This window comes from Mycobacterium sp. (assembly GCF_036273375.1).
Classification (GTDB): domain Bacteria; phylum Actinomycetota; class Actinomycetes; order Mycobacteriales; family Mycobacteriaceae; genus Mycobacterium.
On sequence record NZ_DASUHS010000016.1, the window covers coordinates 1 to 25,920 of the forward strand.

General features: G+C 65.9%; 25 protein-coding genes. 13 read left to right on the forward strand and 12 right to left on the reverse strand.

Annotated elements, in window-relative coordinates; translation table 11 throughout:
- The coding region (locus VFW69_RS01755) for a DUF3558 family protein (protein WP_526497541.1) at positions 1–193 on the forward strand (193 nt) is incomplete at its 5' end.
- Between the two features lie 15 nt (positions 194–208).
- Here VFW69_RS01755 and VFW69_RS01760 read toward each other — a convergent pair.
- Positions 209–712, reverse strand: coding sequence for a SixA phosphatase family protein (locus VFW69_RS01760; RefSeq protein ID WP_526497543.1), 504 nt, complete (start codon positions 710–712; stop codon positions 209–211).
- Positions 713–747: 35 nt separating this feature from the next.
- Entirely contained in the window at positions 748–2,151 is a 1,404-nt protein-coding gene (locus VFW69_RS01765) for an HNH endonuclease signature motif containing protein (protein ID WP_526497545.1), read from the reverse strand.
- Positions 2,152–2,409: 258 nt separating this feature from the next.
- On the opposite strand from VFW69_RS01765, the gene VFW69_RS01770 reads away from it, so the two are divergent.
- The 3 genes from VFW69_RS01770 (at position 2,410) to VFW69_RS01780 (ending at position 7,519) form a co-directional block, all read left to right on the forward strand.
- A complete protein-coding gene (locus tag VFW69_RS01770; RefSeq protein WP_526497547.1) occupies positions 2,410–3,561 on the forward strand; it encodes a metallophosphoesterase family protein in 1,152 nt (383 codons plus the stop codon).
- Positions 3,558–6,179: an AAA family ATPase gene (locus VFW69_RS01775; protein ID WP_526497549.1), complete on the forward strand. Its 2,622-nt coding sequence runs from the start codon at positions 3,558–3,560 to the stop codon at positions 6,177–6,179. The genes VFW69_RS01770 and VFW69_RS01775 overlap by 4 nt, the downstream gene beginning before the upstream one ends.
- Before the next feature lie 95 nt (positions 6,180–6,274).
- The gene (locus VFW69_RS01780; protein ID WP_526497551.1) at positions 6,275–7,519 is read left to right on the forward strand and encodes an alpha/beta fold hydrolase; all 1,245 of its coding nucleotides are present in this window, start codon (positions 6,275–6,277) and stop codon (positions 7,517–7,519) included.
- Here the strand turns inward: VFW69_RS01780 and oppA are convergent.
- From oppA to oppB, 4 genes are read right to left on the reverse strand one after another with little or no spacing between them, the layout of a single operon-like run.
- Positions 7,506–9,182 carry an oligopeptide ABC transporter substrate-binding protein OppA gene (gene oppA, locus VFW69_RS01785; RefSeq protein ID WP_526497553.1) on the reverse strand — a complete coding sequence of 559 codons (1,677 nt, stop codon included), beginning with the start codon at positions 9,180–9,182 and terminating at the stop codon, positions 7,506–7,508. The two genes, VFW69_RS01780 and oppA, sit on opposite strands and share 14 nt — an antisense overlap.
- A 10-nt stretch (positions 9,183–9,192) precedes the next feature.
- Complete coding sequence (gene oppD / locus VFW69_RS01790; protein WP_526497555.1) at positions 9,193–11,028, reverse strand: oligopeptide ABC transporter ATP-binding protein OppD; 1,836 nt, start codon at positions 11,026–11,028, stop codon at positions 9,193–9,195.
- Positions 11,025–11,900, reverse strand: a complete 876-nt coding sequence (oppC, locus tag VFW69_RS01795) for an oligopeptide ABC transporter permease OppC (protein WP_526497585.1) — start codon at positions 11,898–11,900, stop codon at positions 11,025–11,027. Before oppC ends, oppD begins: the two co-directional genes overlap by 4 nt.
- Positions 11,901–11,947: 47 nt before the next feature.
- Complete coding sequence (gene oppB / locus VFW69_RS01800) at positions 11,948–12,925, reverse strand: oligopeptide ABC transporter permease OppB (protein WP_526497557.1); 978 nt, start codon at positions 12,923–12,925, stop codon at positions 11,948–11,950.
- A gap of 207 nt (positions 12,926–13,132) precedes the next feature.
- Here oppB and VFW69_RS01805 point away from each other — a divergent pair, with 207 nt between their 5' ends.
- The gene (locus tag VFW69_RS01805) at positions 13,133–13,624 is read left to right on the forward strand and encodes a beta-class carbonic anhydrase (protein ID WP_526497559.1); all 492 of its coding nucleotides are present in this window, start codon (positions 13,133–13,135) and stop codon (positions 13,622–13,624) included.
- A 75-nt stretch (positions 13,625–13,699) separates the two neighbouring features.
- On the opposite strand, the gene VFW69_RS01810 is transcribed toward VFW69_RS01805, so the two are convergent.
- A complete protein-coding gene (locus VFW69_RS01810; RefSeq protein WP_526497561.1) occupies positions 13,700–14,137 on the reverse strand; it encodes a PaaI family thioesterase in 438 nt (145 codons plus the stop codon).
- Positions 14,138–14,299: 162 nt separating this feature from the next.
- Between VFW69_RS01810 and cysD the strand changes: the two genes are divergently transcribed.
- From cysD to VFW69_RS01825, 3 genes are read left to right on the forward strand one after another with little or no spacing between them, the layout of a single operon-like run.
- Entirely contained in the window at positions 14,300–15,262 is a 963-nt protein-coding gene (gene cysD / locus VFW69_RS01815) for a sulfate adenylyltransferase subunit CysD (RefSeq protein ID WP_526497563.1), read from the forward strand.
- The gene (cysN, locus tag VFW69_RS01820) at positions 15,262–17,103 is read left to right on the forward strand and encodes a sulfate adenylyltransferase subunit CysN (RefSeq protein WP_526497565.1); all 1,842 of its coding nucleotides are present in this window, start codon (positions 15,262–15,264) and stop codon (positions 17,101–17,103) included. Before cysD ends, cysN begins: the two co-directional genes overlap by 1 nt.
- 56 nt (positions 17,104–17,159) lie before the next feature.
- Positions 17,160–17,645 carry an Rrf2 family transcriptional regulator gene (locus VFW69_RS01825; protein WP_526497567.1) on the forward strand — a complete coding sequence of 162 codons (486 nt, stop codon included), beginning with the start codon at positions 17,160–17,162 and terminating at the stop codon, positions 17,643–17,645.
- A gap of 17 nt (positions 17,646–17,662) precedes the next feature.
- Here VFW69_RS01825 and VFW69_RS01830 read toward each other — a convergent pair whose 3' ends face one another.
- Positions 17,663–18,052, reverse strand: coding sequence for a VOC family protein (locus VFW69_RS01830; protein WP_526497569.1), 390 nt, complete (start codon positions 18,050–18,052; stop codon positions 17,663–17,665).
- Between the two features lie 46 nt (positions 18,053–18,098).
- Entirely contained in the window at positions 18,099–18,512 is a 414-nt protein-coding gene (locus VFW69_RS01835) for a VOC family protein (protein WP_526497571.1), read from the reverse strand.
- A gap of 66 nt (positions 18,513–18,578) precedes the next feature.
- On the opposite strand from VFW69_RS01835, the gene VFW69_RS01840 reads away from it, so the two are divergent.
- Positions 18,579–19,457 (forward strand): LLM class flavin-dependent oxidoreductase, encoded by an 879-nt coding sequence (locus VFW69_RS01840; protein WP_526497587.1) that lies wholly within the window; start codon positions 18,579–18,581, stop codon positions 19,455–19,457.
- Positions 19,458–19,490: 33 nt separating this feature from the next.
- On the opposite strand, the gene VFW69_RS01845 is transcribed toward VFW69_RS01840, so the two are convergent.
- A complete protein-coding gene (locus VFW69_RS01845) occupies positions 19,491–21,218 on the reverse strand; it encodes an NAD-binding protein (protein ID WP_526497573.1) in 1,728 nt (575 codons plus the stop codon).
- Between the two features lie 495 nt (positions 21,219–21,713).
- Here VFW69_RS01845 and VFW69_RS01850 point away from each other — a divergent pair, with 495 nt between their 5' ends.
- A complete protein-coding gene (locus VFW69_RS01850; protein WP_526497575.1) occupies positions 21,714–22,619 on the forward strand; it encodes a sensor domain-containing protein in 906 nt (301 codons plus the stop codon).
- A 38-nt stretch (positions 22,620–22,657) separates the two neighbouring features.
- On the opposite strand, the gene VFW69_RS01855 is transcribed toward VFW69_RS01850, so the two are convergent.
- Positions 22,658–23,029, reverse strand: a complete 372-nt coding sequence (locus tag VFW69_RS01855; protein ID WP_526497577.1) for a nuclear transport factor 2 family protein — start codon at positions 23,027–23,029, stop codon at positions 22,658–22,660.
- Between the two features lie 34 nt (positions 23,030–23,063).
- On the opposite strand from VFW69_RS01855, the gene VFW69_RS01860 reads away from it, so the two are divergent.
- Both VFW69_RS01860 and VFW69_RS01865 read left to right on the forward strand, forming a co-directional pair.
- Positions 23,064–23,630 (forward strand): NUDIX domain-containing protein, encoded by a 567-nt coding sequence (locus tag VFW69_RS01860; protein WP_526497579.1) that lies wholly within the window; start codon positions 23,064–23,066, stop codon positions 23,628–23,630.
- Positions 23,631–23,703: 73 nt separating this feature from the next.
- Positions 23,704–24,213, forward strand: a complete 510-nt coding sequence (locus tag VFW69_RS01865; protein WP_526497581.1) for an Rv2253 family sensor-like surface protein — start codon at positions 23,704–23,706, stop codon at positions 24,211–24,213.
- Positions 24,214–24,239: 26 nt separating this feature from the next.
- Here VFW69_RS01865 and VFW69_RS01870 read toward each other — a convergent pair whose 3' ends face one another.
- Positions 24,240–24,914: a VldE C-terminal domain-containing protein gene (locus tag VFW69_RS01870; protein ID WP_526497589.1), complete on the reverse strand. Its 675-nt coding sequence runs from the start codon at positions 24,912–24,914 to the stop codon at positions 24,240–24,242.
- A gap of 99 nt (positions 24,915–25,013) precedes the next feature.
- Here VFW69_RS01870 and VFW69_RS01875 point away from each other — a divergent pair, with 99 nt between their 5' ends.
- Positions 25,014–25,514: a nitroreductase family deazaflavin-dependent oxidoreductase gene (locus tag VFW69_RS01875; RefSeq protein ID WP_526497583.1), complete on the forward strand. Its 501-nt coding sequence runs from the start codon at positions 25,014–25,016 to the stop codon at positions 25,512–25,514.
- Positions 25,515–25,920 lie beyond the last annotated feature (406 nt).

The window sequence follows — 25,920 nt, forward strand, 5'->3', positions numbered from 1 at the left end:
CAAGATCGAGACGCGTTCGATCGCCGGCATCGACTCGATCGTCATGCGGCCCGACGACGCGAACGGTGCGTGCGGCGTGGCCAGCGACGCGGCCGGGGTGGTCGGATGGTGGATCAACCCGCAGGCGCCGGGCATCGATGCGTGCGGGCAGGCCATCAAACTGATGGAGCTGACGCTGGCCACCAACTCCTAGCTGGGCCAGCCGACCTCAGCGCGGAACCTCGAAGTCGATCAGCGTCGCCACCCCGAGTTCCAGCTCTTCCCAGGCGCACGGCACGGTGAGCACCGCGATGGCCGACGTCGGAAACTTGGCTGAAATGCGTTCGGCCGCAGTAGTATTCGTACCCGGCGCTCCGCCGAGGCCCAGCGCCAGGGCTGAGATCGTCGGCTCGTGCCCGATAACGAGCAGCGTGCTGACGCCGTCGTCCAGCGTGTTGATCTCGTCGATCAGCGTGCCCGGGGTGGCCGCATAAAGGCGCTCACTGTATCGCACCGGCGCATCGATGCGGGTGTTCAGCAGCGTCTCCCGGGTGCGCGTCGCCGTGGAGCACAGCACGCGCTCAATAGTGGGTGCGTGGGCACGCAGCCAGTCGCCCGCGAGGCCGGCCTGCCGGACGCCGCGCGACGCCAACGGCCGATCATGGTCGGCGACACCAGGCGGGTAATCGGACTTCGCGTGCCGCATCAACAGCAAGGTGCGCTGACCAGTCACGAGCAATCAGATTAATCAGTGCGGCGGTAAGTGTGCTACGCCGCGCGGCCGTCACCTTCGTCATGATCACCGTCACCGTCATCGTCGCCGTCGCCGTCGCGAAGGAGCTCTTCCGGGTGGTGGAAGGTGTTGGTGCGAGCTTGTCCTCTGTCTAGGCGCGGCGGCGGAATCCATTCGGTATCGCCTTTGCCGTTCTTACGAGTCATCCAGCCGCCGGGTCTGAGCAGACGGTGATGGGGGCCGCAGGCGAAGGTCAAGTCGTCGACGTCGGTGGTGTGGCACTTGGACCAGTCGGTGACATGATGAACTTCGCAGTAGTAGCCGGGCACCGTGCATCCGGGGTTCGAGCACCCGCGATCCTTGGCGTACAACATGATTCGCTGCCCGGGTGAGGCGAGTCGTTTGGTGTGATACAGCGCCAGCGCTTTGCCGCGGTCGAAGACGGCCAAGTAGTGATGCGCGTGCCGGGCCAGCCGTATGACATCACTCATCGGCAGGATGGTGCCGCCTCCGGTCAGGCCCCGACCGGCAGCGCCCTCCAGCTCCTGCAGCGTCGTGGTGACGACGATGGAGGCCGGTAACCCGTTGTGCTGGCCCAACTCTCCGGAGGCCAGCACGCCGCGCAGGCTGGCAAGCAGCCCGTCGTGGTTGCGTTGACTCACTGAGCGCGGGTCATGGTCGATGGCTTCCTGGCTGGGTGCGCCGTCCACGCACGGAGTCTCGTCGAGGGGATTGCACATGCCTGGAGCGGCGAGTTTCGCCAAGACGGCTTCGAGGGTGGCGCGCGCTTCGGGTGTCAGCAGGCCGCGCAACTCCGACATGCCGTCGCATTGTTGGTTGCCCAAAGTCAGGCCTCGACGCCGGGCACGGTCCTCGTCCCGATAGGTGCCGTCGGGGTTGAGCCGATCGGCCAACCCTCGGGCGAGCTCGTCGAGTGCTTCAGGGCAGAATCGCGTTCCGAACTCGGCCAGCTGGGCTTCGGCGAGCTCGCGGGCCGCGAAATCCACCCAGCCGGGCAACTGGTGGTAGAACTTGCGGATCACCGCTATTTGGCCTGCCCCCAGCTTTCCATCGCGTTGGGCAGCCGCGGTGGCGGCCAGGGCTGGTGGGACGGGTTCACCGGTCAGGCCATGCCGAGAGCCCAGATCCCGCGCCTCCTTGACGCGCCGGGCGGCTTCTGCGCGGCTGATCAGCGTCGCCTCGGTGATCGCATGGGTCAACGTGCCGCCGAGCTCCTCGGACGGGGCTTGACGGGCAAGGGAATTGACCAGCGGATGCTCCAGGGCCGGTATGCGCCGGCGCAGCTTCTCGCAGCGCTCCAAGATCGCCAGTTGTTGCCGCGCGTTCAATGCGTCGAACGACAACGCGCAGGCACGGTCCAGGTCGGCATCGAGCGCGTCGAACACCGCATCGACATCCTGCTGGCTACTTGCACTCACACCGCCAAACTAGCCGCACCCACCGACAAATATCGGCCCCCAGCCGCCATGGATTCACACTCGCGCAACTCATTTGGGCTCGGGTTGCTGCCGGATCCTGAATGGCGCGTTGAGCCGGGTGTGTCCGATTCGGCCCGCCGATGAGGAGCCGGCCGATCTCAGACCAAGACCTGCCGATCGAGGTCCCGCGTCTTGTCGGTGCGCAGACCTAAACTCGCGATGCCCTGGTAAACACGCACTTCGAAAGGGGGTCGCCGCATGCGGTTCCTGCACACAGCCGACTGGCAGTTGGGCATGACCAGGCACTTCCTCGCTGGTGACGCGCAGCCGCGCTATTCAGCGGCGCGCCGCGACGCGGTTGCCGGTCTGGGCGCGCTGGCCGCAGAAGTCGGCGCCGAGTTCGTCGTGGTATCGGGGGATGTCTTCGAACACAACCAGCTTCCGCCCAAGGTGATCGGGCAGTCTCTGGAAGCCATGCGCGCCATCGGAATTCCGGTGTACCTGTTACCGGGCAACCACGATCCCCTGGACGCCTCATCGGTGTACACCAGCGCGCTGTTCGCCGCCGAGCGTCCCGACAACGTCGTGGTACTCGATAGGGGCGGCGTGCATCAGGTGCGTCCCGGGCTGGAGATCGTCGCCGCGCCGTGGCGGTCAAAGGTGCCGACCACGGACCTGGTCGCCGACGTCCTCGACAACCTGCCCGCGGGTGTGAGCACCCGGATCCTCGTCGCACACGGCGGTGTCGATGTTCTAGATCCCGATCGGGACAAGCCCTCGCTGATCCGGCTGCCCAAGGTCGACGACGCGGTGAGCCGCGGCGCAGTGCACTATGTGGCGCTTGGGGATAAGCACTCACTCACCCAGGTCGGCGGCAGCGGCCGGGTGTGGTACTCCGGCTCCCCGGAAGTCACCAACTTCGACGATGTGGAATCCGACCCCGGTCATGTCTTGATCGTCGACATCGACGAGGCCGACCCGCAGCGGACGGTCGCCGTAACGCCAAGGCATGTCGGAAGCTGGCGGTTCGTCACGATGCACCGGCAGGTCGACACCAGCCGCGACATCGCCGATCTCGACATGAACCTCGACCTGATGACCGAGAAGGAGCGAACCGTGGTGCGCCTGGGGCTGACCGGTTCGTTGACGGTCACCGACCGCGCCACGCTGGACGCCTGCCTGGACAAATACGCGCGGTTGTTCGCCTGGCTGGGTCTGTGGGAACGTCGCACCGACCTGGTGGTGATCCCGGCCGACGGCGAATTCAGCGACCTCGGTATCGGAGGCTTCGCCGCCGCGGCGGTCGAGGAGCTGGTGGCCACCGCGCGCGAGGAGGACTGCGCGACCGCCGCCGATGCGCAGGCGGCGCTGGCGCTACTGCTGCGCCTCACCGACCGGGGCGCGGCGTGAAGCTGCACCGGCTGACCCTCACCAACTACCGCGGCATTTCGCACCGCGAAGTCGAATTCCCCGACCACGGCGTCGTGGTGGTGTGCGGCGCCAACGAGATCGGCAAGTCGTCGATGATCGAAGCCCTGGATCTGCTCCTGGAAGCCCGGGACCGCTCGACGAAGAAGGAAGTCAAGCAGGTCAAGCCAACCCACACTGATGTGGGTTCCGAGGTATCCGCAGAAATCAGTTGCGGCCCTTATCGTTTTGTGTATCGCAAGCGCTTTCACAAGAAATGTGAGACGGAGCTGACGGTTGTCCGGCCGTGCCGCGAACAACTGACTGGCGACGAAGCTCACGAACGGGTCCGGGCGATGCTGGCCGAGACGGTGGACAGCGACCTGTGGCACGCCCAGCGGGTGCTGCAGTCGGCGTCGACGGCCGCCGTGGACTTGTCCGGGTGCGACGCGCTCTCGCGGGCGCTTGATGTGGCCGCCGGCGACAGCAGAGGGCTGTGCGGCACCGAGCCTTTGCTCATCGAACGCATCGACACCGAATACGGGCGTTACTTCACCCCAACCGGACGGCCGACGGGCGAGTGGGCCGCCGCGATCACCCGGCTGGCCGACGCCGAGGCCGCGGTCGCCGAGTGTGCGGCGGCCGTCGCCGAGGTCGACGACCGGGTGGCTCGTCATGCCGTGTTGACCGAGCAGGTGGCCGACTTCTCCCAGGGCCGGATCACCGCCGGGCCGCGGGTTGCCGCCGCGCAGGAAGCCGCCGACAAAATCACAGCGCTGACCGCGCAGCGGCGTGAAGCTCAGCTCGTCGCCGAGGCCGCCGCCGCCACCGTCGCGGCGGCGAGCGGTGCCCACTCTGCACGCCGGCAACTGCTCACCGAAATCGACACCCGGGCCGGTGCCGTCGCCGAGATGCAAACGCAGGCCGCCGAAGCCGCGGCTGCCCAAGCCGCGGCCCGCGGGGAGGCCGAAGCGGCCGGCGCCGCGTTGCAACAGGCCACCGAGGCCCTTGCCGAGCTGGAGCGCCGGATGGAATTTGCGCGTTGCACGGTCGACCAACTCGCCAACCGCGAAGAGGCCGATCGGTTGACCGCCCGGTTAGCCAAGATCGACGCCATCGAGCGGGATCGCGAGCGTATCGGCACCGAGCTCAGCACCTTCGCCGTCACCGAGGCGGTGCTGCGACGAATCGAGGACGCCGCGGCGGCCGTCGATCGCACCGGTGACCAGCTGGCACTGACCTCGGCGGCCATCGAATTCAGCGCTGTCGCAGACATTCATCTGGTCGTCGCCGATCAGCAGATATCTCTGCCGGCCGGGCAGAGCTGGTCGATCACCGCCGCCGGGCCTACCGCGGTGGAGGTTCCTGGCGTCCTGACCGCCAGGGTCACTCCGGGCGCGACCACCCTGGACATTCACGCCAAACATGCTGCGGCACAAGAAGAGTTGGCAGCGGCGCTGGCGGCCGGTACGGTGACCGACCTTGCCGCAGCACGCTCCGCCGATCAGCGTCGCCGCGAGCTGCACAGCACCCGTGATCAGCTCACTGCAACTCTGGCCGGCCTGTGCGGTGACGAACAGGTACACGAGCTGCGGTCGCGGCTGGCGCAGCTGCGTGCCGAACACCTCGCCGGGGCCGAACTCGTTCTCACAGATATCGGCGCCGCCCGTGGCGAACTCGCCGCGGTCCTTCAGGCTCGCACGGCCGCATCGAGCGAATGCGAGGCACTCCGTCAGGCCGCTACCGCCGCCGCGACCGGGCTCGCCGAGTTATCCACGCGGGCAACGGTTCTGCAGAACACCTTGGAGACCCAGCGCGCCGAGCTGGACGCCGCTGCCGGCCGGCTGGCGGCCGAGCGCGCGTCGGCCGGCGATGACGAACTCACGGCCTCTTCGACCACGGCACTGGGCGCGGCGCAGGCCGCGCAACAACGAGTCACCGAACTCGCCGACGCCCTGGCCGCGGCCGAACCCGATGCGGTCGCCATCGAGTTGGCCGATGCCAACGAGGAAGCCGACACGCTGCGCGAGCGCTACGAAGAAGCGGCCCGCGCGTTGCGTGAGATCACCATCGAACTCTCGGTGTTCGGCAGTGAGGGACGCCAAGGCAAGCTCGACGCCGCGGAAACAGAACGCGAGCACGCCGCCACCGAACACAGCCAGGTGGGCGGCCGCGCGCGGGCCGCGCAGCTGCTGCGCTCGGTCATGACGCGCCACCGCGACACCACCCGGCGGCGTTACGTTGAGCCCTACCGCGCGGAACTGCAGAGGCTCGGCCGCCCAGTGTTCGGCCCGGGTTTCGAGGTCGATATCGACAGCGACTTGTGCATCCGCAGCCGCACGCTGAACGGCATCACGGTGCCATACGAATCTTTATCGGGTGGCGCGAAGGAGCAACTCGGCATCCTGGCGCGGCTGGCCGGTGCGGCCCTGGTCGCCAAGGAGGACGCCGTCCCGGTGGTGGTCGACGACGCGCTCGGTTTCACCGACCCGGACCGGTTGACCAAAATGGGAGAGTTGTTCGACACCGTGGGAACCCACGGACAGGTGATCGTGCTCACCTGTAGCCCCGACCGTTACGACGGCGTCAAGGGCGCACACCGCATCGTTCTCAGCGCTTAGCCTTTGGCCGCGCTCAGCCGGTACCGCTGCTCAGAGCGATTTAATGCCGCGCTGTCGGCTTGCCTGCAGAATGGTTTCATGGTGGACCCACACTGATGACGATGAACGCGAAGCGCAGCCGGATACAGGAGAAACTTGCGGAACTGCCGGGCGTCCGGCCCGTGCGCCGGCCGATCTCACCGCACACCGCCGAAGAATTCGCTCTGTACTACGTTCGCGCGGGCCGCAAGTCCGCCCATCCGTTGGTCATCATCCCCGGCGGGCCGGGAGTCGCCTCGGTGCAGATGTACAAAGGACTGCGGCGGCGCGCCGCCGCGGCTGGTCTCGACGTCATCATGATCGAGCACCGCGGGGTGGGGATGTCGCGCCACGACGATTCGGGCGCCGATCTGCCGCCGCAATCGATGACCGTGAACCAGGTGGTCGACGATGTGGCCGCGGTGCTCGACGACGCCCACGCCGAGTCGGCCGTCATCTACGGGGCCTCGTACGGCACCTACATCGCGTCCGGCGTCGGGGTGCGCCATCCGGGCCGGGTGCGCGGCATGGTGCTCGATTCACCGCTGCTGTCCCGGCACGACATCGTCATCGTGCGCCGCGCGATTCGCCGGCTGCTGCTGAGAGGTGATAGCCCCGAAACCGCCTCAGTGGCACCGAAAATGCGCAAACTCGTCGACGCCGGCGTCATGGATGCGACGGCGACACAGGTCGTCGCGACAATCTACGGCTATGGGGGTACCGACCTGCTCGAGCGTCAACTCGACCTGCTACTGGACGGACGAAAACTATTGTGGTGGGCGCTATCCCGGTTCACCACCCTGAGCAACCTGCCGTACCGCTACGAAGAAGACTTGGTGAGCCGCATCGCGTTCCGCGAACTGGACTACGCGGCCGAGCCCGACGGCCTACCGCTCGATCCCGCAGTCGCCGAAAGCAGAGCACGCACGCAGCGAGTGACTTTCGAGGACGAGCCCTACGACCTGGCGGCCGAAATGCCGAAATTCGACTGGCCCACCGCGGTGGTTTCCGGAGGTCGTGACCTGATCACCCCGCCGGCCGTCGCGCAACGTGTCGCGGCGCTGCTGCCTAATGCAGTGCTGTTGAGCTTGCCGAGCATGGCACACAGCGCGCTGGATTTTCGTGAGCCCGTGGCGCTCGCAAGTGCCGACGCGGTTGCGCGGGGCGACCTGAATAGCCTTGCCGCACAGGCATCGGCGCTGGACGCGCTTCCGCCGCGCCCAGAGGTGCGGCTGCTGTGGAAGGCGCTCGCAGCGGCGGCCGTCGCCGAGGGCACCCTGCCGATTCCGAACCGGCTACGGCGGCGGCTCAACTCCGCGTGAAACCGATTGCGGTGTAGTCGAGGTCGGCGAGACCGGTTGCGCCGAAATTGGCCAGCGAGCTGCGCACCGCGACATCGCCGGGCGATTGGGTCAGCGGAAGACTGAATCCCTCCGCCCAGATCATCTTGTCCAGCTCGTTGGCCAACGCTCGCGCCTTGGCCGGATCGAGTTCTTCCAGCGTGCCTTCGATGGCGGCGTCGATCTGCTCGCTGCCGATCTTGCCGAAATTGCTTTCTCCGTCGGATTTGTAGATCTGGGTCAGCGCCGAGAGTGGGAAAGCATCTCCGAGCCAACCGAATTGAGCAATATCAAAAGCCCCGACGTTGATGTAGTTGGTGAAGAAGCCGCTGCCCGAGCGAGAGACGAGCTCGAGCTTGACGCCAATCTGAGCGAGGCTGTGCTGGGCGATCTGGGCAAACTGCCGACTGCCCTGGGCGTCGTAGAACAAATCGCGGATTACCAGCTGCCGGCCGTTCTTCTCCCTAAACTGGCCGGCCAGCTTCCAGCCCAACGCGTCAAGCTCTCGGCTGGCCGCGGCCGGGTCGTAGGGCACGACCGAGCTGTTGTCCTGATAGCCCTGCTGCCCGGCGACATAGATATGGTTGCCCAGCGCGACCGGATCGCTGGTGAGGCCGTACTGGACGACTTTGGCGATGGTCTGCCGATCGATCCCCTTGGCCACCGCGACGCGCAGCGCCTTATCGGCCAGGATCGAGCCCGGGGCGCCGTTGAACGTGAAGTGAGACCAGGCCGGGGCGGGCGCGCGCCGTATCGAGATCCCCTTGGTGCGCTGCGCGATGGTCAGCTGGTCGATCGTGCCGACCCCGGTGGCATCGATCGTGTTGTTCTGCAACGCCGGGAGCCGCGCGGCATCGTCGAGCACCAGGTAGGTGATGCTGTCCAGGCGAGGCCGCGTGCCCCACCATTTCGGGTTGCGGCTCAACACGATCCGCTGGGTGGTCCGATCCAGCGACGAGACGACGAACGGGCCGGCCGAGGGACCGGGCCCCTCCAGCTGGCCCTTGTTGAACGCCTCCGGGTTGGCCGTCATGCTCTTGGGCAGCAGCATTCCGTTGCCGGCGAACATGCCCCGCCATTCGGCGTAGGGCTTGGCGAAGGTCATGATGGCCTGCCGGTCATCGACACCACGCGTCACCGACGCGACGCGGTCGGCGCCGCTGGGCCCGGCGATCTCGAAGGTCTTGTCGGCGCCGCTCAGGGCGTGGATCTGGCTTGCGATGTCCTCCCAGGTGATCGGTGTGCCGTCGGACCAGACCGCCCGGCGGTTGATCGTGTACGTAACCACCTGCGGCGCAGTCCCGGTGAGCTCGACGCTGGTGAAGTAGTCGGTGTCGACCGTCGTCGAGCCGTCCGGCCCGATGATGAAGGCCCGCGGCAGGGTGGCCTTCATCATCGCGGAGACGTCGGCCGAATTGCCGTCGATGTGCAAGATGTTGAAGTTCGGCGGAAAGTCTGTCAGCGCCAGTCGCAGGGCACCGCCGTCTTGCAGAGTGACTGGATCGTGCGGGTTGACGTCGCTCGCCGAGCCGATCCGCGCGTTCTGGCCCGTTTCGGGGATGAGGCTGACGGCCGGCGAGCAGCCCGTCAGCGCCAGCATTATCCCGAGGAACACGGCCGCGAAGCGGGTTCCCTGACGCGTCATGACCATCCGGCTAGGCACGTCTGCCCGGATCCGGTTGTGGCACCGCGTTCAGCAGCCGCCGGGTGTATTCGTGTTGCGGATCGGCGAAGACCTGGCGGCTGTCGCCCTGCTCCACAATGGCGCCGGCATACATCACGACGACCTGGTGCGCGAGGTGCTTGATCACCGAAAGATCGTGGGAGACAAACAGATAGGATAGGTTCAATCGCTCTTGCAGGTCGAGCAGCAGGTTGATGATGCCGGCCTGGATGGACACGTCGAGCGCGGAAACCGGTTCGTCGAGCGCCAGGATCTTCGGTTGCAACGCCAGCGCACGGGCGATGCCGATGCGCTGCTTTTGCCCGCCGGAGAATTCGGCGGGGTAACGGACGGCGTCGGCGCGACGCAGTCCCACGATGTCGAGCAGCTCGGCGACGCGCGCGTTGGTGCGGCTCTTGTCGAACCCGTTGGCCCGCAGGGGCTCCGCGAGCAGATCAAACACCGGTAGCCGCGGGTCCAGCGAGGCGACCGGGTCCTGGAACACGACCTGAATGTCGCGCCGCAGCGATCGCCTGGTCGCAGCGCTCAGCGCGGTGACATCGGTGCCCAGCACTTCGATTGAACCCGATTGGGGCCCGGTGAGTTCCAAGATCTCATGCAGAGTGGTCGATTTGCCTGAACCGGACTCACCGACGATGCCCAGGGTGCGGCCCTGCCGCAATTCGAAACTGACGCCGTCGACGGCGCGAACCTCACCGGCGCTGCGACGCAACACGCCTTTGGTCAGCCGGTAGGTCTTGGTCAGGCCGCGCACCCGGACGACGACCGATGTGTCAGCGGATTTCGCTTGGTGGGCTTCGGTGCGCACTCCGTAGATGTCCGCGGCGCTTCGCCCGTCGACCTCATCGGTGCGGATGCACGCCGCCCGATGTTCGGTGCCCACGGAGAGCAATGTCGGCTCCTCGAGCCGACATTCGTCGATGGCCAGCGGGCAACGCGGAGCGAAGGGGCACCCGGGGTCCAGGGCCGCCAGCGATGGTGGCGCACCCGGGATCGGCACCAACCGGGTGCCCTGGGCTGCGTCGAGCCGCGGGACCGAGCCCAGCAAGCCGACGGTGTAGGGCATGCGGCGATCCCGGTAAAGCGTTCTCACGTCGGCGGATTCGACAACCCGCCCGGCATACATCACCAGGGCGCGGTCGGCGAACTCAGCGACCACGCCGAGATCGTGCGTGATGATGAGCACCCCGGCACCGGTGATGTCGCGCGCCGTTTTGAGCACCTCGAGAATCTGCGCCTGCACCGTGACATCCAGCGCGGTGGTGGGCTCGTCGCAGATCAACAAGTCGGGGTCGTTGGCGACGGCGATTGCGATGACCACCCGTTGTCGTTCCCCGCCGGACAGCTCATGCGGAAACGCGCGAGCGCGTCGGTCCGGCTGCGCGATTCCCACCAGCTCGAGCAGTTCGACCGCTCGGCGGCGGGCGGCCTTCTTGCCCACCCGCGGCTGGTGGATCTCGATCGCTTCGGCTATCTGGTCGCCGACGGTGTAGACGGGCGTGAGCGCCGACATCGGATCCTGAAATACCATGCCGACCGTTTTGCCGCGCAACCGCGACATCGCGTCGTCGCGAAGGCCCAGCAGTTCGGTGTCGTGCAACCGCACCGACCCGCGCACCTGCGCGTACTCGGGCAACAGACCGATGGCCGCCATCGCCGAAACGGTCTTCCCCGAACCGGATTCGCCGACCACGGCGACGACTTCTCCGGGTTCGATGCGGTAGCTGACACCGCGCACCGCCCTCACCGGCGCGCCACCCGTTGGGAAGGTGACCGCCAAGTCGGTCACCTCGAGCAGCGCACTCATCGGCCGCCACCGCCAAGCACCGCGCTGCCGGGGTCGAGCGCATCCCGTAGGCCATCGCCGGTGAGGTTGGCGCACACCAGGATCAGGACCAGCACGCCCGCGGGAAACAGAAACACCCAGGGAAAGGTGGTCGCCGATTGGGTGCCGTTGGCGATCAACGTTCCCAGCGACACGTCCGGTGGCTGGATGCCGAAACCGAGGAAGCTCAGGCCGGTTTCGGCGAGGATTGCCGCGGCGACGTTCAGCGCCGCGTCGATGATCAAGATCGACGCCACGTTGGGCACCACGTGGCCGACGATGATGCGGCGGCTGGACACCCCCATATACCTTGCGGCCCGGATGAATTCGCGTTCGCGCAGACTCATGGTCATGCCCCGCACCATGCGCGAGCTGACCATCCAGCCGAATCCCGCGAGCAACAGGACCAGCATCAAGACATTGGCCGAGTTCTTGATTCGCGGCGTCACGATGGCGATGAGGATGAAGCTGGGCACCACCAACAGCAGGTCGACCACCCACATCAGCATGCGATCACGCCAGCCACCGAAATAGCCTGCGACCGACCCGACGGTGGCGGCGATGCCGGTGGAAATGACCGCGACGCAGACACCAATCAGCATCGATTTCTGCATCCCGCGCAGGATTTGCGCCAGCAGGTCTTGACCCAGCGCGTTGGTGCCCAGCCAGTGGCGCGGGTTCGGCGGCTGCAGCAGTGCGCTGAAATCGAGGTCGTCGTAGGAATAGGGCAGCACCGCGGGCAGGGTGTAGCAGCCGACGAACAGCAACACCAACAACGTCAGGGATGCCACAGCGAACCTGTTGCGGGCAAATCTCCGAAGCACCAGGGTGCGGCGTGAGGTGAAGTCCGCCACTTCGTGACTCGAAAAGCCATGGGCGGCATCGATGTTCGCCTGGTTCGTCATGACACCCGCACCCGTGGATCAAGGGCAGCGTAAAACACGTCCGACAGCAAGCCGGCCAGCAGCACCACCGCGCCGGAGAACAAGGTAATCGCCGCGATGATGTTGGTGTCCTGAGTCGCGATGCCCTGCACCAGCCATTCGCCCATGCCGTGCCAGCCGAAGATCTTCTCCACGAACACCGCGCCGGTGACCAGGCCGGCCACCCCATAGGCGAACAGGGTGGCCAGCGGGATCAGGGCGGTGCGCAGCCCGTGCTTGACGAGCGCCCGCCGGCGGGTGAGCCCTTTGGCGCGCGCCGTGCGGATGAAATCCTGGCCGAGGACGTCCAGCATCGCGTTGCGCTGGTAACGGCTGTATCCCGCCGCGGCGGCCAGCGCCAGAGTCAGCGACGGCAACACCAAATGCCGTAACCGGTCGAGCAGCTGCGCGCCGGTCCCACCGGTCACCCCCGGTGAGGTCTCCCCGGTGTAGTCGAAGATATGGATGCCCACGGCCCAGTTCACCCGCAGCGCGCCAAGGATCAGCAGGCTGGCGATCACGAATGTCGGCGTGCTGAGAACCAGCAGCGCCACCATGGTGACCACGCGATCGCTGAGTCGATACTGGCGAATGGCGCCCCACGCCCCGGCCGCGATGCCCAGCACGGTGCCCACTAGCGAACCAATGACCAACAGGCGCAGGGTTACCCCGATGCGACGCCACAGCGTCGTCCCGACGGGCTGCCCGGTGACGGTCTTACCGAAGTCACCGCGCACGGCGTGCGACGCCCACTGCGCGTAGCGGATCGGTATCGGCTCATTCAGACCGAGCGTATGGGCCTTGGCGTCGATTACGGCTTGTGGCGGGCGCGGGTTGCGCTGCAACAGGCTGTCCAGTGGCCTGAAGGCCACCGACGTCAGGCAAAACGTCAGAAACGATGCCAGCGCCAGCAGCAGAACGTAGTTGAGCAACCGGCGTGCAAGAAACCGAGTCATGCTCGTCCGCACAGCCCACGTCGCATTGGGACAGGCTATCGAGCCGGTAGCACAACGTCGCGCGTTGCGGTCGCCCGCCGCGTTCGGTCGCCTTCGGATCCGGTTGATTCTCACCCGTGAATGGCGTGTGATCGGTTGTTAGGATCCACCGCGGTGCCAAGCCGTGCAGCAAGCGGCTCAGGCCGCGACACTGTCAAGGAGGCTCGCGTGACGGTTACCGATGAATACCTGGCCAACAACGCCGAATATGCGAGCACCTTCGAGGGTCCGCTGCCGATGCCCCCGGTCAAACATGTCGCGGTCGTCGCATGCATGGATGCCCGGCTCGACGTCTACCGCATCCTCGGGCTCAACGAGGGAGAGGCCCACGTCATCCGCAACGCCGGCGGGGTCGTCACCGACGACGTCGTCCGCTCGCTGGCCATCAGCCAACGCTTGCTGGGGACGCGGGAGATCATCCTGATCCATCACACCGATTGCGGCATGCTTACCTTCACCGACGACGACTTCAAGCGCAGCATCCAGGAGGAGACCGGGGTCAAACCGCCGTGGGCGGCCGAGGCTTTCGGCGACCTCGCCGAGGACGTACGGCAATCGCTGCGCCGCATTGAGGGCAGCCCGTTCGTCACCCAGCACGTCTCCGTGCGCGGATTCGTCTTCGACGTGGCCACCGGCAAGCTCAACGAGGTCACGCTCTAGCTCGGCGACGATGCAGCCCGCGTAGCGGGTGAAGAGGAGCGGGCAATTGTTCTAGCCGCCGAGAGCCGTAGTGCGTCAGCCGACCTTGTAGGTCGCCAGCGCTTTGGCGACCAGCGTGCCCTGTGGGTCGACGATCTCGGCCTCGCAGTTGACCAGTGACCGGCCGCGCCGCAGGACCCGGCCGACGCCGATCAGGTCGGTGGCCCGGGCCGGGGCCATGAAGTCCAGCGTGATGGACACCGTCACGCCCCGCAGCTCGGGCGGCGCCTGCGCGCCGCACCACGCCGCCGCCATGACGGTGAGATCGGCGAGCGTGGCGATGGCGCCGCCGTGGACCATGTTGCCGATGGTCACGTTGGAAGGATCCCAGGGCAGCCGCAGCTGTACTTCGTCCTCATCGAGCCGGTCGGCGACGATGCCCAGCTTGACGACGAACGGGGACTGGGGGAGGAACTGCGCGATGACGTCGCGACCGCTCGGCGCGGACGGGAAAGTTTCGGGGGAGGCAGTCATCCGTCCATGTTTTCGCACCCCCACCGGCCGTAAAAGTGCCGCCGCGACCCTTGGCGCGATGTGTCCGGTGTCTGGCATGCGCGCCACGCGGATCCGGCGGCCAGCTCCAGCGGTTGACAGCGCCGGGCCGAGCTGGTCTTATATCTTGTTAAGATTCTAAATATGGTCAGTTCTACCAGATTTATGAGGGAAGCTATGCCCGGTGATCTGAAGGTGGCCCCCGCCGCCGGACAGTACGAGTTGAGTCATCTGCGCTCGCTGGAGGCAGAGGCGATCCACATCATTCGCGAGGTGGCCGCGGAGTTCGAGCGGCCGGTGCTGCTGTTCTCGGGCGGCAAGGATTCCATCGTCATGTTGCACCTGGCGCTGCGGGCGTTCCGTCCCGGCCGGCTGCCCTTCCCGGTGATGCACGTCGACACCGGACACAACTTCGATGAGGTGATCGCGACCCGCGACGAGTTGGTGGCTGAGCACGGCGTGCGCTTGGTGATCGCCTCGGTCCAGGAGGACATCGACGCCGGGCGGGTCGTCGAGCCGCGCCAGGGACGCAACTCGATTCAGACCGTGACACTGCTGCGTGCCATCGGGGAGAACAAGTTCGACGCCGCGTTCGGGGGAGCGCGCCGCGACGAAGAGAAGGCCCGCGCCAAGGAGCGCGTGTTCAGCTTCCGCGACGAGTTCGGTCAGTGGGATCCGAAGGCGCAGCGCCCCGAGCTGTGGAACCTGTACAACGGCCGCCATCACAAGGGCGAGCACATCCGGGTGGTCCCGTTGTCCAACTGGACCGAATTCGACATCTGGTCCTACATCGGCGCCGAGAACATCGCATTGCCGTCGATCTATTACGCGCACCAGCGCAAGGTGTTTCGCCGCGACGGCATGCTGCTGGCGGTCGACCGCAACATGCAGCCGGGCGACGACGAGCCGGTGTTCGAGACAACGGTGCGTTTCCGCACCGTCGGGGACGTCACGTGCACCGGGTGCGTGGAATCGCAGGCCGCCACTGTGGCCGAGGTCATCGCCGAGACCGCGGTGTCGCGGCTGACCGAACGCGGGGCCACCAGGGCTGACGACCGGATCTCGGAGGCCGGCATGGAAGACCGCAAACGGCAGGGATACTTCTGATGACAACGCTATTGCGCTTGGCGACTGCGGGTTCCGTCGACGACGGTAAGTCCACCCTGATCGGCCGGCTGCTGTATGACTCCAAGGCCGTGATGGAAGACCAGTGGGCCGCGGTGGAACAGACGTCCAAGGACCGGGGCCACGATTACACCGATCTGGCGTTGGTGACCGATGGCCTGCGGGCCGAGCGCGAGCAGGGCATCACCATCGACGTCGCCTATCGCTACTTCGCCACTCCCAAGCGGAAATTCATCATCGCCGACACTCCCGGCCACATCCAATACACCCGCAACATGGTGACCGGCGCGTCGACCGCCCAACTGGTGATCGTGCTGGTCGACGCGCGGCACGGCTTGCTCGAGCAGTCCCGCCGGCACGCCTTTCTCGCGTCCCTGCTGGGCATCCAGCACATCGTGCTTGCGGTCAACAAGATGGACCTGATCGGTTGGGACAGAGAGAGATTCGAGGAGATCCGGGACGAATTTCACGCCTTCGCCGCACGCCTGGACGTGCACGACGTGGCCACCATCCCGCTTTCGGCGTTGCACGGCGACAACGTGGTGACCAAGTCGGACCAGACCCCGTGGTACGAGGGCCCGGCGTTGCTGTCGCACCTCGAAGAGGTGTACATCGCGGGTGACCGCAACATGGTCGACGTGCGGTTCCCGGTCCAGTACGTCATCCGCCCGCACACCCGCGAACACCAGGACCACCGCAGCTACGCGGGTACGGTCGCCAGCGGGGTCATGCGTCCCGGCGATGAAGTGGTGGTGCTGCCGGTCGGCAAGCACACCCGCATCGCCGCGATTGATGGGCCGAATGGTCCAGTGGAAGAAGCCTTTCCGCCGATGGCCGTTTCGCTGACCCTGGCCGACGAGATCGATATCTCGCGTGGCGATTTGATCGCCCGCACCCACAATCAGCCCCGGGTCGCGCAGGAGTTCGACGCCACGGTGTGCTGGATGGCCGACAATGCGGCTCTCGAACCCGGGCGTGACTACGTCATCAAGCACACCACCCGCACCACGCACGCCAAGGTGACTGCGCTTGACTACCGGCTCGACGTCAACACGCTGCACCGCGACAAGACGGCAACGGCGCTGAAGCTCAATGAACTCGGCCGCATTTCGTTGCGCACCCAGGTACCTCTGCTGCTCGACGAATACACCCGCAACCCCAGCACCGGGTCGTTCATCCTCATCGACGCGCACACCAACGGAACAGTGGCGGCCGGCATGGTGTTGCGCGATGTTTCGGCACAGGCTGCGAGCCCGAACACCGTGCGGCACAGGTCATCCGCGATCGCCGAGACCCGGCCTCGAGGAAGGACGGTGTGGTTCACCGGTTTGTCTGGTTCCGGTAAGTCGTCGGTAGCCATGTTGGTCGAGCAAAAGCTGCTCGAAAAGGGAGCTCTGGCTTACGTTCTCGACGGTGACAATCTGCGGCACGGTTTAAACGCCGACTTGGGCTTCAGCATGGCCGACCGAGCCGAAAACCTGCGCAGGCTGGCGCATGTGGCGGCACTGCTGGCCGAGTGCGGCAACGTCGTGCTGGTACCGGCGATCAGCCCGCTGGCTGAGCAACGCGAACTGGCCCGCAATGTGCACGCCGACGCCGGCTTCGATTTCATCGAGGTGTTCTGCGACACCCCGATCGAGGAATGCGAAAAGCGCGATCCCAAGGGTTTGTACGCAAAGGCGCGCGCCGGGGAGATCAGCCAGTTCACCGGCATCGACAGCCCGTATCAGGCGCCGGTGAACCCCGATCTTCGGCTCACCCCGGACGGGACCGTCGATGAGCAGGCGCAGCGGGTCATCGACCTGCTCGAATCACGCGGGTAGCGCCGGATCAGCCAGGCTGCACCGAAATTGTGTCGTTGGGTGGCACAATCCTGTGAGTGCGAATGTCGGCGAAGGCGGAGTATGCGGTGCGGGCGATGATTCAGCTCGCCACGGTGCCCGACGGAACGCTGGTGAAGACGGACGATTTGGCCCACGCCCAGGGCATTCCGCCGCAATTTCTTGTTGACATCCTGACCAACCTGCGTACCGACCGGTTGGTGCGAAGCCATCGCGGTCGCGAAGGCGGCTACGAATTGGCCCGGTCTGGAAAAGACATCAGCATTGCCGACGTGCTGCGCTGTATCGACGGACCCCTGGCCAGTGTCCGTGACATCGGGCTCGGCGACTTGCCGTACTCGGGACCGACGGCGGCGCTCACCGATGTCTGGCGCGCGCTGCGGGCCAGCATGCGATCGGTGCTGGAAGAAACGACGCTGGCCGACGTCGCCACCGGTGCCCTGCCCAAGCATGTTGCGCAGCTGGCCGACGCCTATCGCGAGCAGGAAAGCCAGCGGCACGGCACGGCGCGCACCGGCGACTAGGCGCAGCAGTTGCTCGCTCAGCCCGCAGAGCCATACGGACTGGTAAGGATCTCCATGGCATGGCCGGAGGGATCCGGGAAATAGACTCCGCGCCCGCCGTGGTTGTGGTTGATCTCGCCGGGGCGTTTGGCGCCCGGATCGGCCCAGTGCTGCAGACCGCGTGACTGGATCCGGTCGTAGATCGTGTCGAACTCCTGCTCGGACACCAAGAACGCGTAGTGCTGCCGTGGGATGTCTGCGCCTTCAGGTGTATTTGCGTAGTCGAGACTCACGCCGTGCTCGAGTTCGACAACCATGAAGTGGCCGAAGGGCTTTGGGCTGGGCAGACCGAACAGCTCGGCGAGAAACTCGGCGGATTCGTGTTTGTCGCGTGACGCGACGATGGTGTGGTTGAAACTGATGGTCATAGTTCTTCCCAGTCAACCACTCGATGCCCGGCTCGACAACGCCGTGCTACTTCGGCGCGGTTAGCTCCAGGGCGATGTTGTCGGGGTCGCGGAACTCCAGAATGTAGGACGGCCCGATGTCTTTCACCGGCTCGTGAACGACGGCGAGTTCATCGAGATGCGCTGCCGCCGAATCCAATTCATCTTTGCTGGCAAGCCGAAAGGCAATGTGGTCAAGCCCGACACGGTCCTCGTCGAAGCGGTCAGCGGCGACCGGCCGCAGCCCGAGCAGCGTGCCGCCGAGGTCGTAGATGACGCCGCCGAACAGGAAGCTCAACTGATTGCGGGCAGATTCGTCGGCGTTTTCGGGGACTTCCAGCAGCACCGGCCAACCGAACACGCTCTCGTAGAACTGCCTCGACCGCTCGATATCGGTCACGGTCAGTCGGACATGTGCGATGGAACTACTCGTGAACGCCATTCGGTCCATGGTTCCACTGAAAGGCCGCATGTTAAACATGCCAGAATCGCCGTCGTGCAGATTGCGATGACCATGCCGGTGATGGAGCCGGATCTGGACGCGACGGTGCTCGAGACGTGGGCGCGCGCCATCGACGAGGGCCCGTTCTCGTCACTGTGCTGGGGCGAGCGGATCGCCTTCGACAACCCGGACAACTTGACATTGCTGGGAGCGCTGGCCGCCTGGACCAACCGGGTGCGGCTGCTGACGACCGTCATCGTGCCGCAGCTGCACGATCCCGTCATGCTCGCCAAGGGTCTGGCGACCGGCGATCTGCTCAGCGGCGGCCGGTTGACCGTGGGCATCGGGGTGGGCGGCCGGCATGAGGACTACCACGCCGTGCGTGCCGATCCGGCGACACAGACGATGCGCGGCATGGCCGAACGCGTGGCGGTGATGAGGCGCGTCTGGGCGGGGGAGAAGACCTCTGACTCGGTGCTGCCCGTTGGGCCGGCGCCGGTCCAGCCCGGCGGTCCGCCGCTGTTCGTCGGCAGTATCGGGCCGAAAACCATCCGCAGTGCGGCCGCGTGGGCCGACGGGCTGGCCGGCACCACCCTCGACCTCGACGTCGCGAAGCAGAACGAGCTGTTCGACGTGACCCGAGAATCCTGGGCCCAGGCCGGCAAGCCCAGACCCCACCTGATCACGTCGTTCTGGTTCGCGTTCGGGTCGCCCGAGGGGTCTCGCGCCCAGATCCACCGTCATCTGCGGCGCTACATGAACTGGATACCGGCTGAATACGTCGACGCGATGGCGCCGATGACGGGCTGGGCAGGCAGCGACGACGAGCTGCTGGACGTGTTGCGCAGGTTCGAGGCGATCGGCACCGACGAAGTTCAGCTCATCCCGACGAGTTCGGATGTCGATCAGCTTCGTCGCGCCGCGGGCGTGGCAGCACGGCTGTAGTGTCCGTCGCCCCGCTGGCCGAACCGGAAAGCCTCAGGTCGCCGCTTTATCCGCGCGGCGCTCGTCGTTGACGGCAGGCTCCTGGGGCGGCTGTCCCTTGCGCAGGGTCTCCAGCAGCTCGCGGTACGGCCCCACCAGGTAGACGGTGTCGCCGCCGCGAAGCCACGCGTCCCGGCGTGGGTGCAGCTCGACGGGTGTATCCCGGCGGGTGATCGCGATGACCCGGGTCTGGGTGGACATCTCGAACATCCGCAGCCCGTCGAGTTCGCTACCGGCCGCCACGTGCATGGCGCCGACCATGAACGAACGCTGTCCGACCGAGAACGTCCCCAGCACCTGAAGACCCATCGCGGCACCGATGAACCAGGGCGCGGCCAGGTCGACGGTCGAGCGAACGTTCTCGAATCCGAACCGCTTGGCCACCGCATCGCCGAGGGTGCGGTCATAGATGCGCAGCACGATCGGCACGTCGGGCCGATTGACCTCGGGCATCACCCGGGGTCCGAGCATCTCGCGCAGCACGATTCCGGTCTCGATGTTGACCATGTCGTCCTGGGTCAGCACCGCGACGGCCCGGGCGCGGTCGACGCGGGCCGCCTCCAGCGTCTGGCGCAGTGTTGCGTCCCCGAAGATCACCGGTACGTCGAGTTCGTCTGCGGTCGACAGGAACCGGTTGTTCTCGTCGCGCTCGATCACCGCGACGTCGTATCCGGCTGCGGTCAGGTCACCGACGACGCGGCTGCCGAACGAGCCCAGCCCGACGACGATGATGTGGTTGCGCAGATGGCGTGCCCGCCGGACGCCGGCCGATTGGAGGAAGCGCCGCGAGAGCAGCAGGTCGGCCAGGAACGCGACGAGCAGCGCGGTGGTGGTCACGCCGGCGAACATCAGCGCGACGGCGAAAATTCGCAGCCATGCGGATTGATGGAGGAACGTGAATTCGCCGAATCCCACGGTGGTGATGGTCTCCGCGGTGAAATACATGGCGTCCAGCCAGGACAGCCGTGGCTTCGTATAGGAGAAGTGCACGATGACTGTCGAGGCGAGCAACAGGCTGAGCGCGAGCAGCATGGCGGGGAAGAGCATGGGATTGACGTCGTCGCGCATCGCCCTCGCAGCATCCGAAATTCGCCGCATCCACGACTGGCGAGAGCGTGTCGCGCTGGGCCGCGGAGTCTTTATCCCGCGCGCGGCCAGCTCATCGGCGCTGCCGATCATGGCTGTCCAGTCACCGGCACGCACCGGATGGTCTCGTCCCGGACAGGGCACCACCTCGGCGGGCGTGGCGGACTTCTCGCCGTGAATCACGGCTACCGGTGCCAGGTCGCCGTAGATCTCGCGAAGGGTCGCGTCGCGTGGTGCGTCGGCCCCCGACACCAGAAATTTGATCCCGGCCGCCTCGACCGGGTGCGTGTGGCTCGACAGACAGGCCTCGACGACCGACGGTGCCGCGAGGTCGGCGACGTCCAGGATGGCGCCCGGACCGTTGTCGGCGGCGACCGCCGCCCGCAACACGTTGTTGCCCAAGCGCGCGACGACGCGCACGTTGGGATTCGTTTTCCTTGCCAGCAAGGCGAATTCAAGGTTCTGCGCATCGTCGTCCCCTGCGCAGACGATGGCGCTCGCATGGGCAAGATCGGCGCCGACGAGCTCCTCGCTGTGTAGCTTGGCGATGGTGGCGCCCGCGCGGTTCAGTTCCTCGGCAATCGTGGTCGCCAGCGCGTCGTCACCGCTGACGATGATGTGGCGGCGGGTGCTCATGGACGTTCCGCCGTGACGGCCGCGGCATAGTCTTGGTCGTTCCAGCGTGATGAGTCGTCACGCATAAACCCCACCTCTGATGACATCGGCGCTGACTTGTTGCTACGACTATCGGGCACCGTGCCGATTGATGCCAGCGCGACATGTCCTCAAATGCGACGACGGTTGACCGACTAGGTCCAGCACACCGTCTGGCGGGAGATAATCGACCAGCACGCCACTTGCCGGGTGGCAGCTGAATTGAGCGGGAAGACGCCGCGGAGTCGACGAATGGGTCGGCTGAATTCTCAAGCCCGTCAACCTCACTTAGGATCACGCACATCTTGTGCTTCGCCTTCGAGCGCGCGAAGTCCGACGGGGAGGCCATGACTCTGACGACGACCCGCTCTCATGACAGCTAGCTGGCCGGGCCCCAGTTGGCCCAACCCCTTCGACCGGGGCGCACCGCCGCCTCCGCCTCCAGGCCAACCACCCCCGCGCCCACCCTCCGACGAGGTGAACACGCTGGCGACGCTGTCGGTCGTGTTCGCGTTTCTGCTGGCTCCGGTCGGAGCGGTGTTGGGGCACTTCGCCCTGAAAGACATTCGCCGGCGCGGCGACCGCGGCCGCAATCGCGCTCTGGTTGGACTGACGCTGTCGTATGCGTTCACCGTCCTTGCCACGGTTGCACTGGTGCTGTGGGCGACCCTCGGCAACCATCACGCCGGCCAGTCAACGGCGCATTCCGGAGGAACCATCGCGGCCGGTGCGGCGAAGCCTAGTGGCGCTGTGTCCGCGCCGCCTGAACCGTCGGTGACGCCCGAAGGTTTACAGTCGCTGGTGCTCACCGGGGAAGATGTTGCCGGCCTCATCAAGGCGCCCGGCATGTACGTCAACAAGACATGGACCCAGACGCACGAGCTGCAACCCGGCGACAGCTTTGACCCCCCGGAATGCACCGAAGCGGTATTCAACGGCTTGACGGCGTCCTATCGCGACAGCGGTTACCGTTCCATCTACGGCGTCGACCTGGGTCAACACACCAATGGTTTCCCGCATGGGGTTTCGGAGTTCGTTGCGACGTTCGACAATGCCGCGGCCGCACAGAGTTTTATCACCGGTGCCGTCAAACAGATCAACAGCTGCGCCGGAAAGCAATTGACGTACTCGCACGGCGGCGTGTCCGGTATCTACAGCGTCGGAACACCGGTGCAAGCCGGCCCGGTGACGTCGGTGCGCAGCACCCTGGGGACCGTGCAGGACAACGGGCGGATTACCGATGTCGGCAGCCAGCACACCAGCGCATTGCGGGCCCTGGCGGCCAAGGCCAACGTCGTGGTCGATGTCGATGCAATTGGACGCGATCTCGGCGACGACGCCACAACTCTCGTGCAGGGCATCCTCGGTCGGATTCCGAGTTAGGCGGTCGGCCAACAAAATTGGCGAGGCAACCCGCCGACTTACAAGACCTGGACGTCCGCGGGTGACCAGAACGCGCGCATCGACGTGATCTTGGCGTCCCCGTCGAACGACATCGTCGAGATCGGCGAGATTCGGGTACGGCTGTCACCGGCGTCGAGCGTCAGATGCCAGAAGAAGGCGGCTTCGCTGCCGGAGATCCGCAATTCGGCCAGTTCAGTGGCCTTCTTCGCGTCTTGAAACCCCGCATAGAACCCGCGGATGGCGTCATGACCGCGGCGAATGTCGGATCCGATCGGATCCTCGATCGTGGCGTCGGCGGCGTATAAGGTCACGATGTCGTCGGCGGTGCCCGTGGCGACCAGCGCGAGGTAGCGATTGACGGTCTCGGTGATGGCTTCCGGGGACGGCATGACTTCGGACGCTACTCCTCGCCGTCGCGACCGTATGAGTTGTGGTAATCACGGCGATACTGGCGTCGTGACTTTCATCGAACGCCTCGCGAGCCGTGAGATCTACCGGAACCCGTGGATGGTGCTGCGAGAGGATGACATCCGGCGCCCCGACGGGAGCGTGGGCATCTACGGCGTCGTCGACAAGCCGGCCTACGCGCTCGTCATGCCCTACGACGGGCAGCGCTTCCGGTTGGTCGAGCAGTTTCGCTATCCCCTCGATGAGCGACGCTGGGAGTTTCCGCAAGGCACCGCTCCCGATCTGGCCCACGCCGAACCGGCCGAGCTGGCCGAACGCGAGTTACGTGAGGAAACCGGATTGCGCGCAACGTCCTTCGAAGCGCTCGGCCGGCTCGACGTCGCTCCGGGAATGACCAGTCAACGCGGCTGGGTGTTCTTGGCCACGGGTATCGCCGAGGGAGAAGCCGACCGCGAGCACGAGGAGCAGGACATGCGCAGTGCGTGGTTTTCACGTGACGAGGTCGAGCAGATGATTCGCGGGGGAGTCATCGCCGACGCGCAGTCGGTTGCGGCCTACGGGTTGTTTCTACTGCGAGTGTGATATCCCGCGACAACACCGCGATCGTGTCCGCGCCGAGATCACGACGCGTCATCGAACGCCCACCATTGACGCAATGCGGCCGAGGTTTCGGGTAGTTGCGGTGCTTGCTGCCGTCGCCGCGTTGGTCGTCGGCGCACCCGGCATGTGTGCGAATGCGATGTCACCGTCGTGGAACGGCAAATACTCACTGGTGAGGTATGCGGTTGGTAAATCCGGCACCAGCGTCGCCGCCACCCAGGCCGAACCGACATTCAGCGCCGATTACGTCTTCACCACCGCATGCTCGTCGGGCAAGTGCGTGGCCACCGCCACCAACGGCCCTACGCCGAAGAATCCGACGCTGCCCCAGCCTTCGCACTACATCTGGGACGGAGCCAAGTGGGTCGAGCGCTTCGACTTCCAATGGGATTGCTATATGGGCGAAGGTGTTTCGAAGGTGTGGGCACCCGCGAGATCGTGGGCCTTTTACGCACCGCAGCCCGATGGGTCACTACGCGGGACATGGCACACGGACATCAACAGCGGCCCCTGCCAGGGGAGCGTCGAAATGCCGGTGGCGGCGTTCGCCGCCGGGTCGGCATGACGGAGACGCCGTCAATGCGACGCGGATCAGTCCCGCGGCGTGGGGGTCATCGAGGCGATGTAATAGGTTTCGTGCCCCGTCGGGTAGCCGCCGCCGCCGGTGGCGATGTGAACATGGTCGTAATGGTCGGCGGTCTCTGAGCCTAGGTCCGCCATCCAGTTGCCTCCGCCGACGCCCGGGTAGATCTTCTGGCGCCAGATCACATGGTTTATGCCCCATCGTTTCGCGTTCGCCAAGGCGTAGCCGGCGATCTGGTTGCCGAGCTCGATGCCCTCGGGGCTATGGAAGTTCGGGATCATCACGTCGATCGCCAGCCCGTTGGGATGCCACGGCAATGGGTCCTCTCGGTATCCGCCGATTGTCTTGATCTGGGGGAAGAGCACGCTGATGACGCGGGCCGCCCAAATGGTCTTGACCTGCAACCGTTCCTCGGACGCGACGCCGCGAGGCAGTGCGAGCTGAAATTGCTGGCCGGCGGAAGGGGCAGGCGGTGCCATCGCCGTCAACGCTTCCACCTCAGCCGGGGTGGCGGCGCGCGGCGCGCTGGCGGGTGGTGGAGCCGCCGCGGCGCTGGTGGTGGGAGCCGCTGCGGGGGTCTCGACGCAGCACCGTGGCTTGGTGCCCTGCGCGTGGATCATCGCGGCGGAGACGACGAGCGAAGCCGCAACCGCCAGCCATCGCCCCTGCCCTTTAGCGAACACCTTCACGCCCACGACCAGCAGCTTAATGTCGTTCGTGACGTGTGGGGTGCGTTTTCCAATTGCTTGTTCAGGACGGCCGTGGGGGACCACAATGACACCATGCCTGGGCGAACGTTTGACAACGCGAATGCCTTTCATCGGGCGATGCGCCGCTTCGCCTCCACGACCGTAGGTGTGGCGCTTCTTCGCCCGACCGCGCACCACCTCGACCGACTCATCACCAAAGCCACCGGCGGTAGGAGCAGCTTCGCTGGGGTCGCGACCGGGGTCCCCGTGGTCATGCTGACCACCACGGGCGCCAAATCCGGTGAACCACGCACCGTCGCCGTATACGGCATCCCGCACCCGGACGGCGTGGGCCTCATCGCATCCAACTTCGGTGGTACCAAGCATCCGGCCTGGTACCACAACCTGAAAGCCAACCCGGAAGCGACGGTCACGATCGGCCGCGATACCTGGCAGGCCACCGCGCGGCTCGCGACGTCACGCGAGCGCGACGAGATTTGGGCCAAAGGCATCGAGCTGTATCCCGGCTGGCGGAAGTACGAAGTGCGGGCCGGAGATCGACACATCGAGGCGTTCGTGCTGGCACGACGCTAAGGACCGCATGGGCGGCGGTGATATGTGTCACGCGAGCAACCGAAATCGTCCGGCAACGACAACGTTTCGGCAAACTCCGATCAATTCCCGGCAATCGCCGCGTCATCTACGGCGACAGCGGCTGCGGCTGTAACGCCCCAGCGCCGGCGTATCGGGTTTCTTTACCGGCGGCATGTGTGGCCACCCGCTGGTTTAGGCCCGATATCTACCCCTCTAAAGAGGACAACTTATACGTGTGTCTAAGAAGCATTCCGAATAAGTTACAAAAAAAACACGGTCAGCGAGACTGGCGATCGATGTCCTTACAGTTAGCCAATGAACTTTAAGAAAATGGCAATGACGGGCGCTCTCGGGTTCGCGACCGTGATTTCAGCGGCGTCGATAGCATCTGGTTATCCTCACCAGC

What these genes read in the sequence shown, in the direction of transcription:
- VFW69_RS01860 (WP_526497579.1), top strand. Translation starts at nt 23,064, where the DNA reads ATGAGTTGTGGTAATCACGGCGATACTGGCGTCGTGACTTTCATCGAA.
- VFW69_RS01875 (WP_526497583.1), top strand. Translation starts at nt 25,014, where the DNA reads ATGCCTGGGCGAACGTTTGACAACGCGAATGCCTTTCATCGGGCGATG.
- VFW69_RS01770 (WP_526497547.1), top strand. Translation starts at nt 2,410, where the DNA reads ATGCGGTTCCTGCACACAGCCGACTGGCAGTTGGGCATGACCAGGCAC.
- VFW69_RS01780 (WP_526497551.1), top strand. Translation starts at nt 6,275, where the DNA reads ATGACGATGAACGCGAAGCGCAGCCGGATACAGGAGAAACTTGCGGAA.
- oppD (WP_526497555.1), bottom strand. Translation starts at nt 11,028, where the DNA reads ATGAGTGCGCTGCTCGAGGTGACCGACTTGGCGGTCACCTTCCCAACG.
- cysD (WP_526497563.1), top strand. Translation starts at nt 14,300, where the DNA reads ATGGTCAGTTCTACCAGATTTATGAGGGAAGCTATGCCCGGTGATCTG.
- VFW69_RS01830 (WP_526497569.1), bottom strand. Translation starts at nt 18,052, where the DNA reads ATGACCATCAGTTTCAACCACACCATCGTCGCGTCACGCGACAAACAC.
- VFW69_RS01840 (WP_526497587.1), top strand. Translation starts at nt 18,579, where the DNA reads ATGACCATGCCGGTGATGGAGCCGGATCTGGACGCGACGGTGCTCGAG.
- oppB (WP_526497557.1), bottom strand. Translation starts at nt 12,925, where the DNA reads ATGACTCGGTTTCTTGCACGCCGGTTGCTCAACTACGTTCTGCTGCTG.
- oppA (WP_526497553.1), bottom strand. Translation starts at nt 9,182, where the DNA reads ATGACGCGTCAGGGAACCCGCTTCGCGGCCGTGTTCCTCGGGATAATG.
- VFW69_RS01865 (WP_526497581.1), top strand. Translation starts at nt 23,704, where the DNA reads ATGCGGCCGAGGTTTCGGGTAGTTGCGGTGCTTGCTGCCGTCGCCGCG.
- VFW69_RS01810 (WP_526497561.1), bottom strand. Translation starts at nt 14,137, where the DNA reads ATGACTGCCTCCCCCGAAACTTTCCCGTCCGCGCCGAGCGGTCGCGAC.
- VFW69_RS01845 (WP_526497573.1), bottom strand. Translation starts at nt 21,218, where the DNA reads ATGAGCACCCGCCGCCACATCATCGTCAGCGGTGACGACGCGCTGGCG.
- cysN (WP_526497565.1), top strand. Translation starts at nt 15,262, where the DNA reads ATGACAACGCTATTGCGCTTGGCGACTGCGGGTTCCGTCGACGACGGT.
- VFW69_RS01835 (WP_526497571.1), bottom strand. Translation starts at nt 18,512, where the DNA reads ATGGCGTTCACGAGTAGTTCCATCGCACATGTCCGACTGACCGTGACC.
- VFW69_RS01855 (WP_526497577.1), bottom strand. Translation starts at nt 23,029, where the DNA reads ATGCCGTCCCCGGAAGCCATCACCGAGACCGTCAATCGCTACCTCGCG.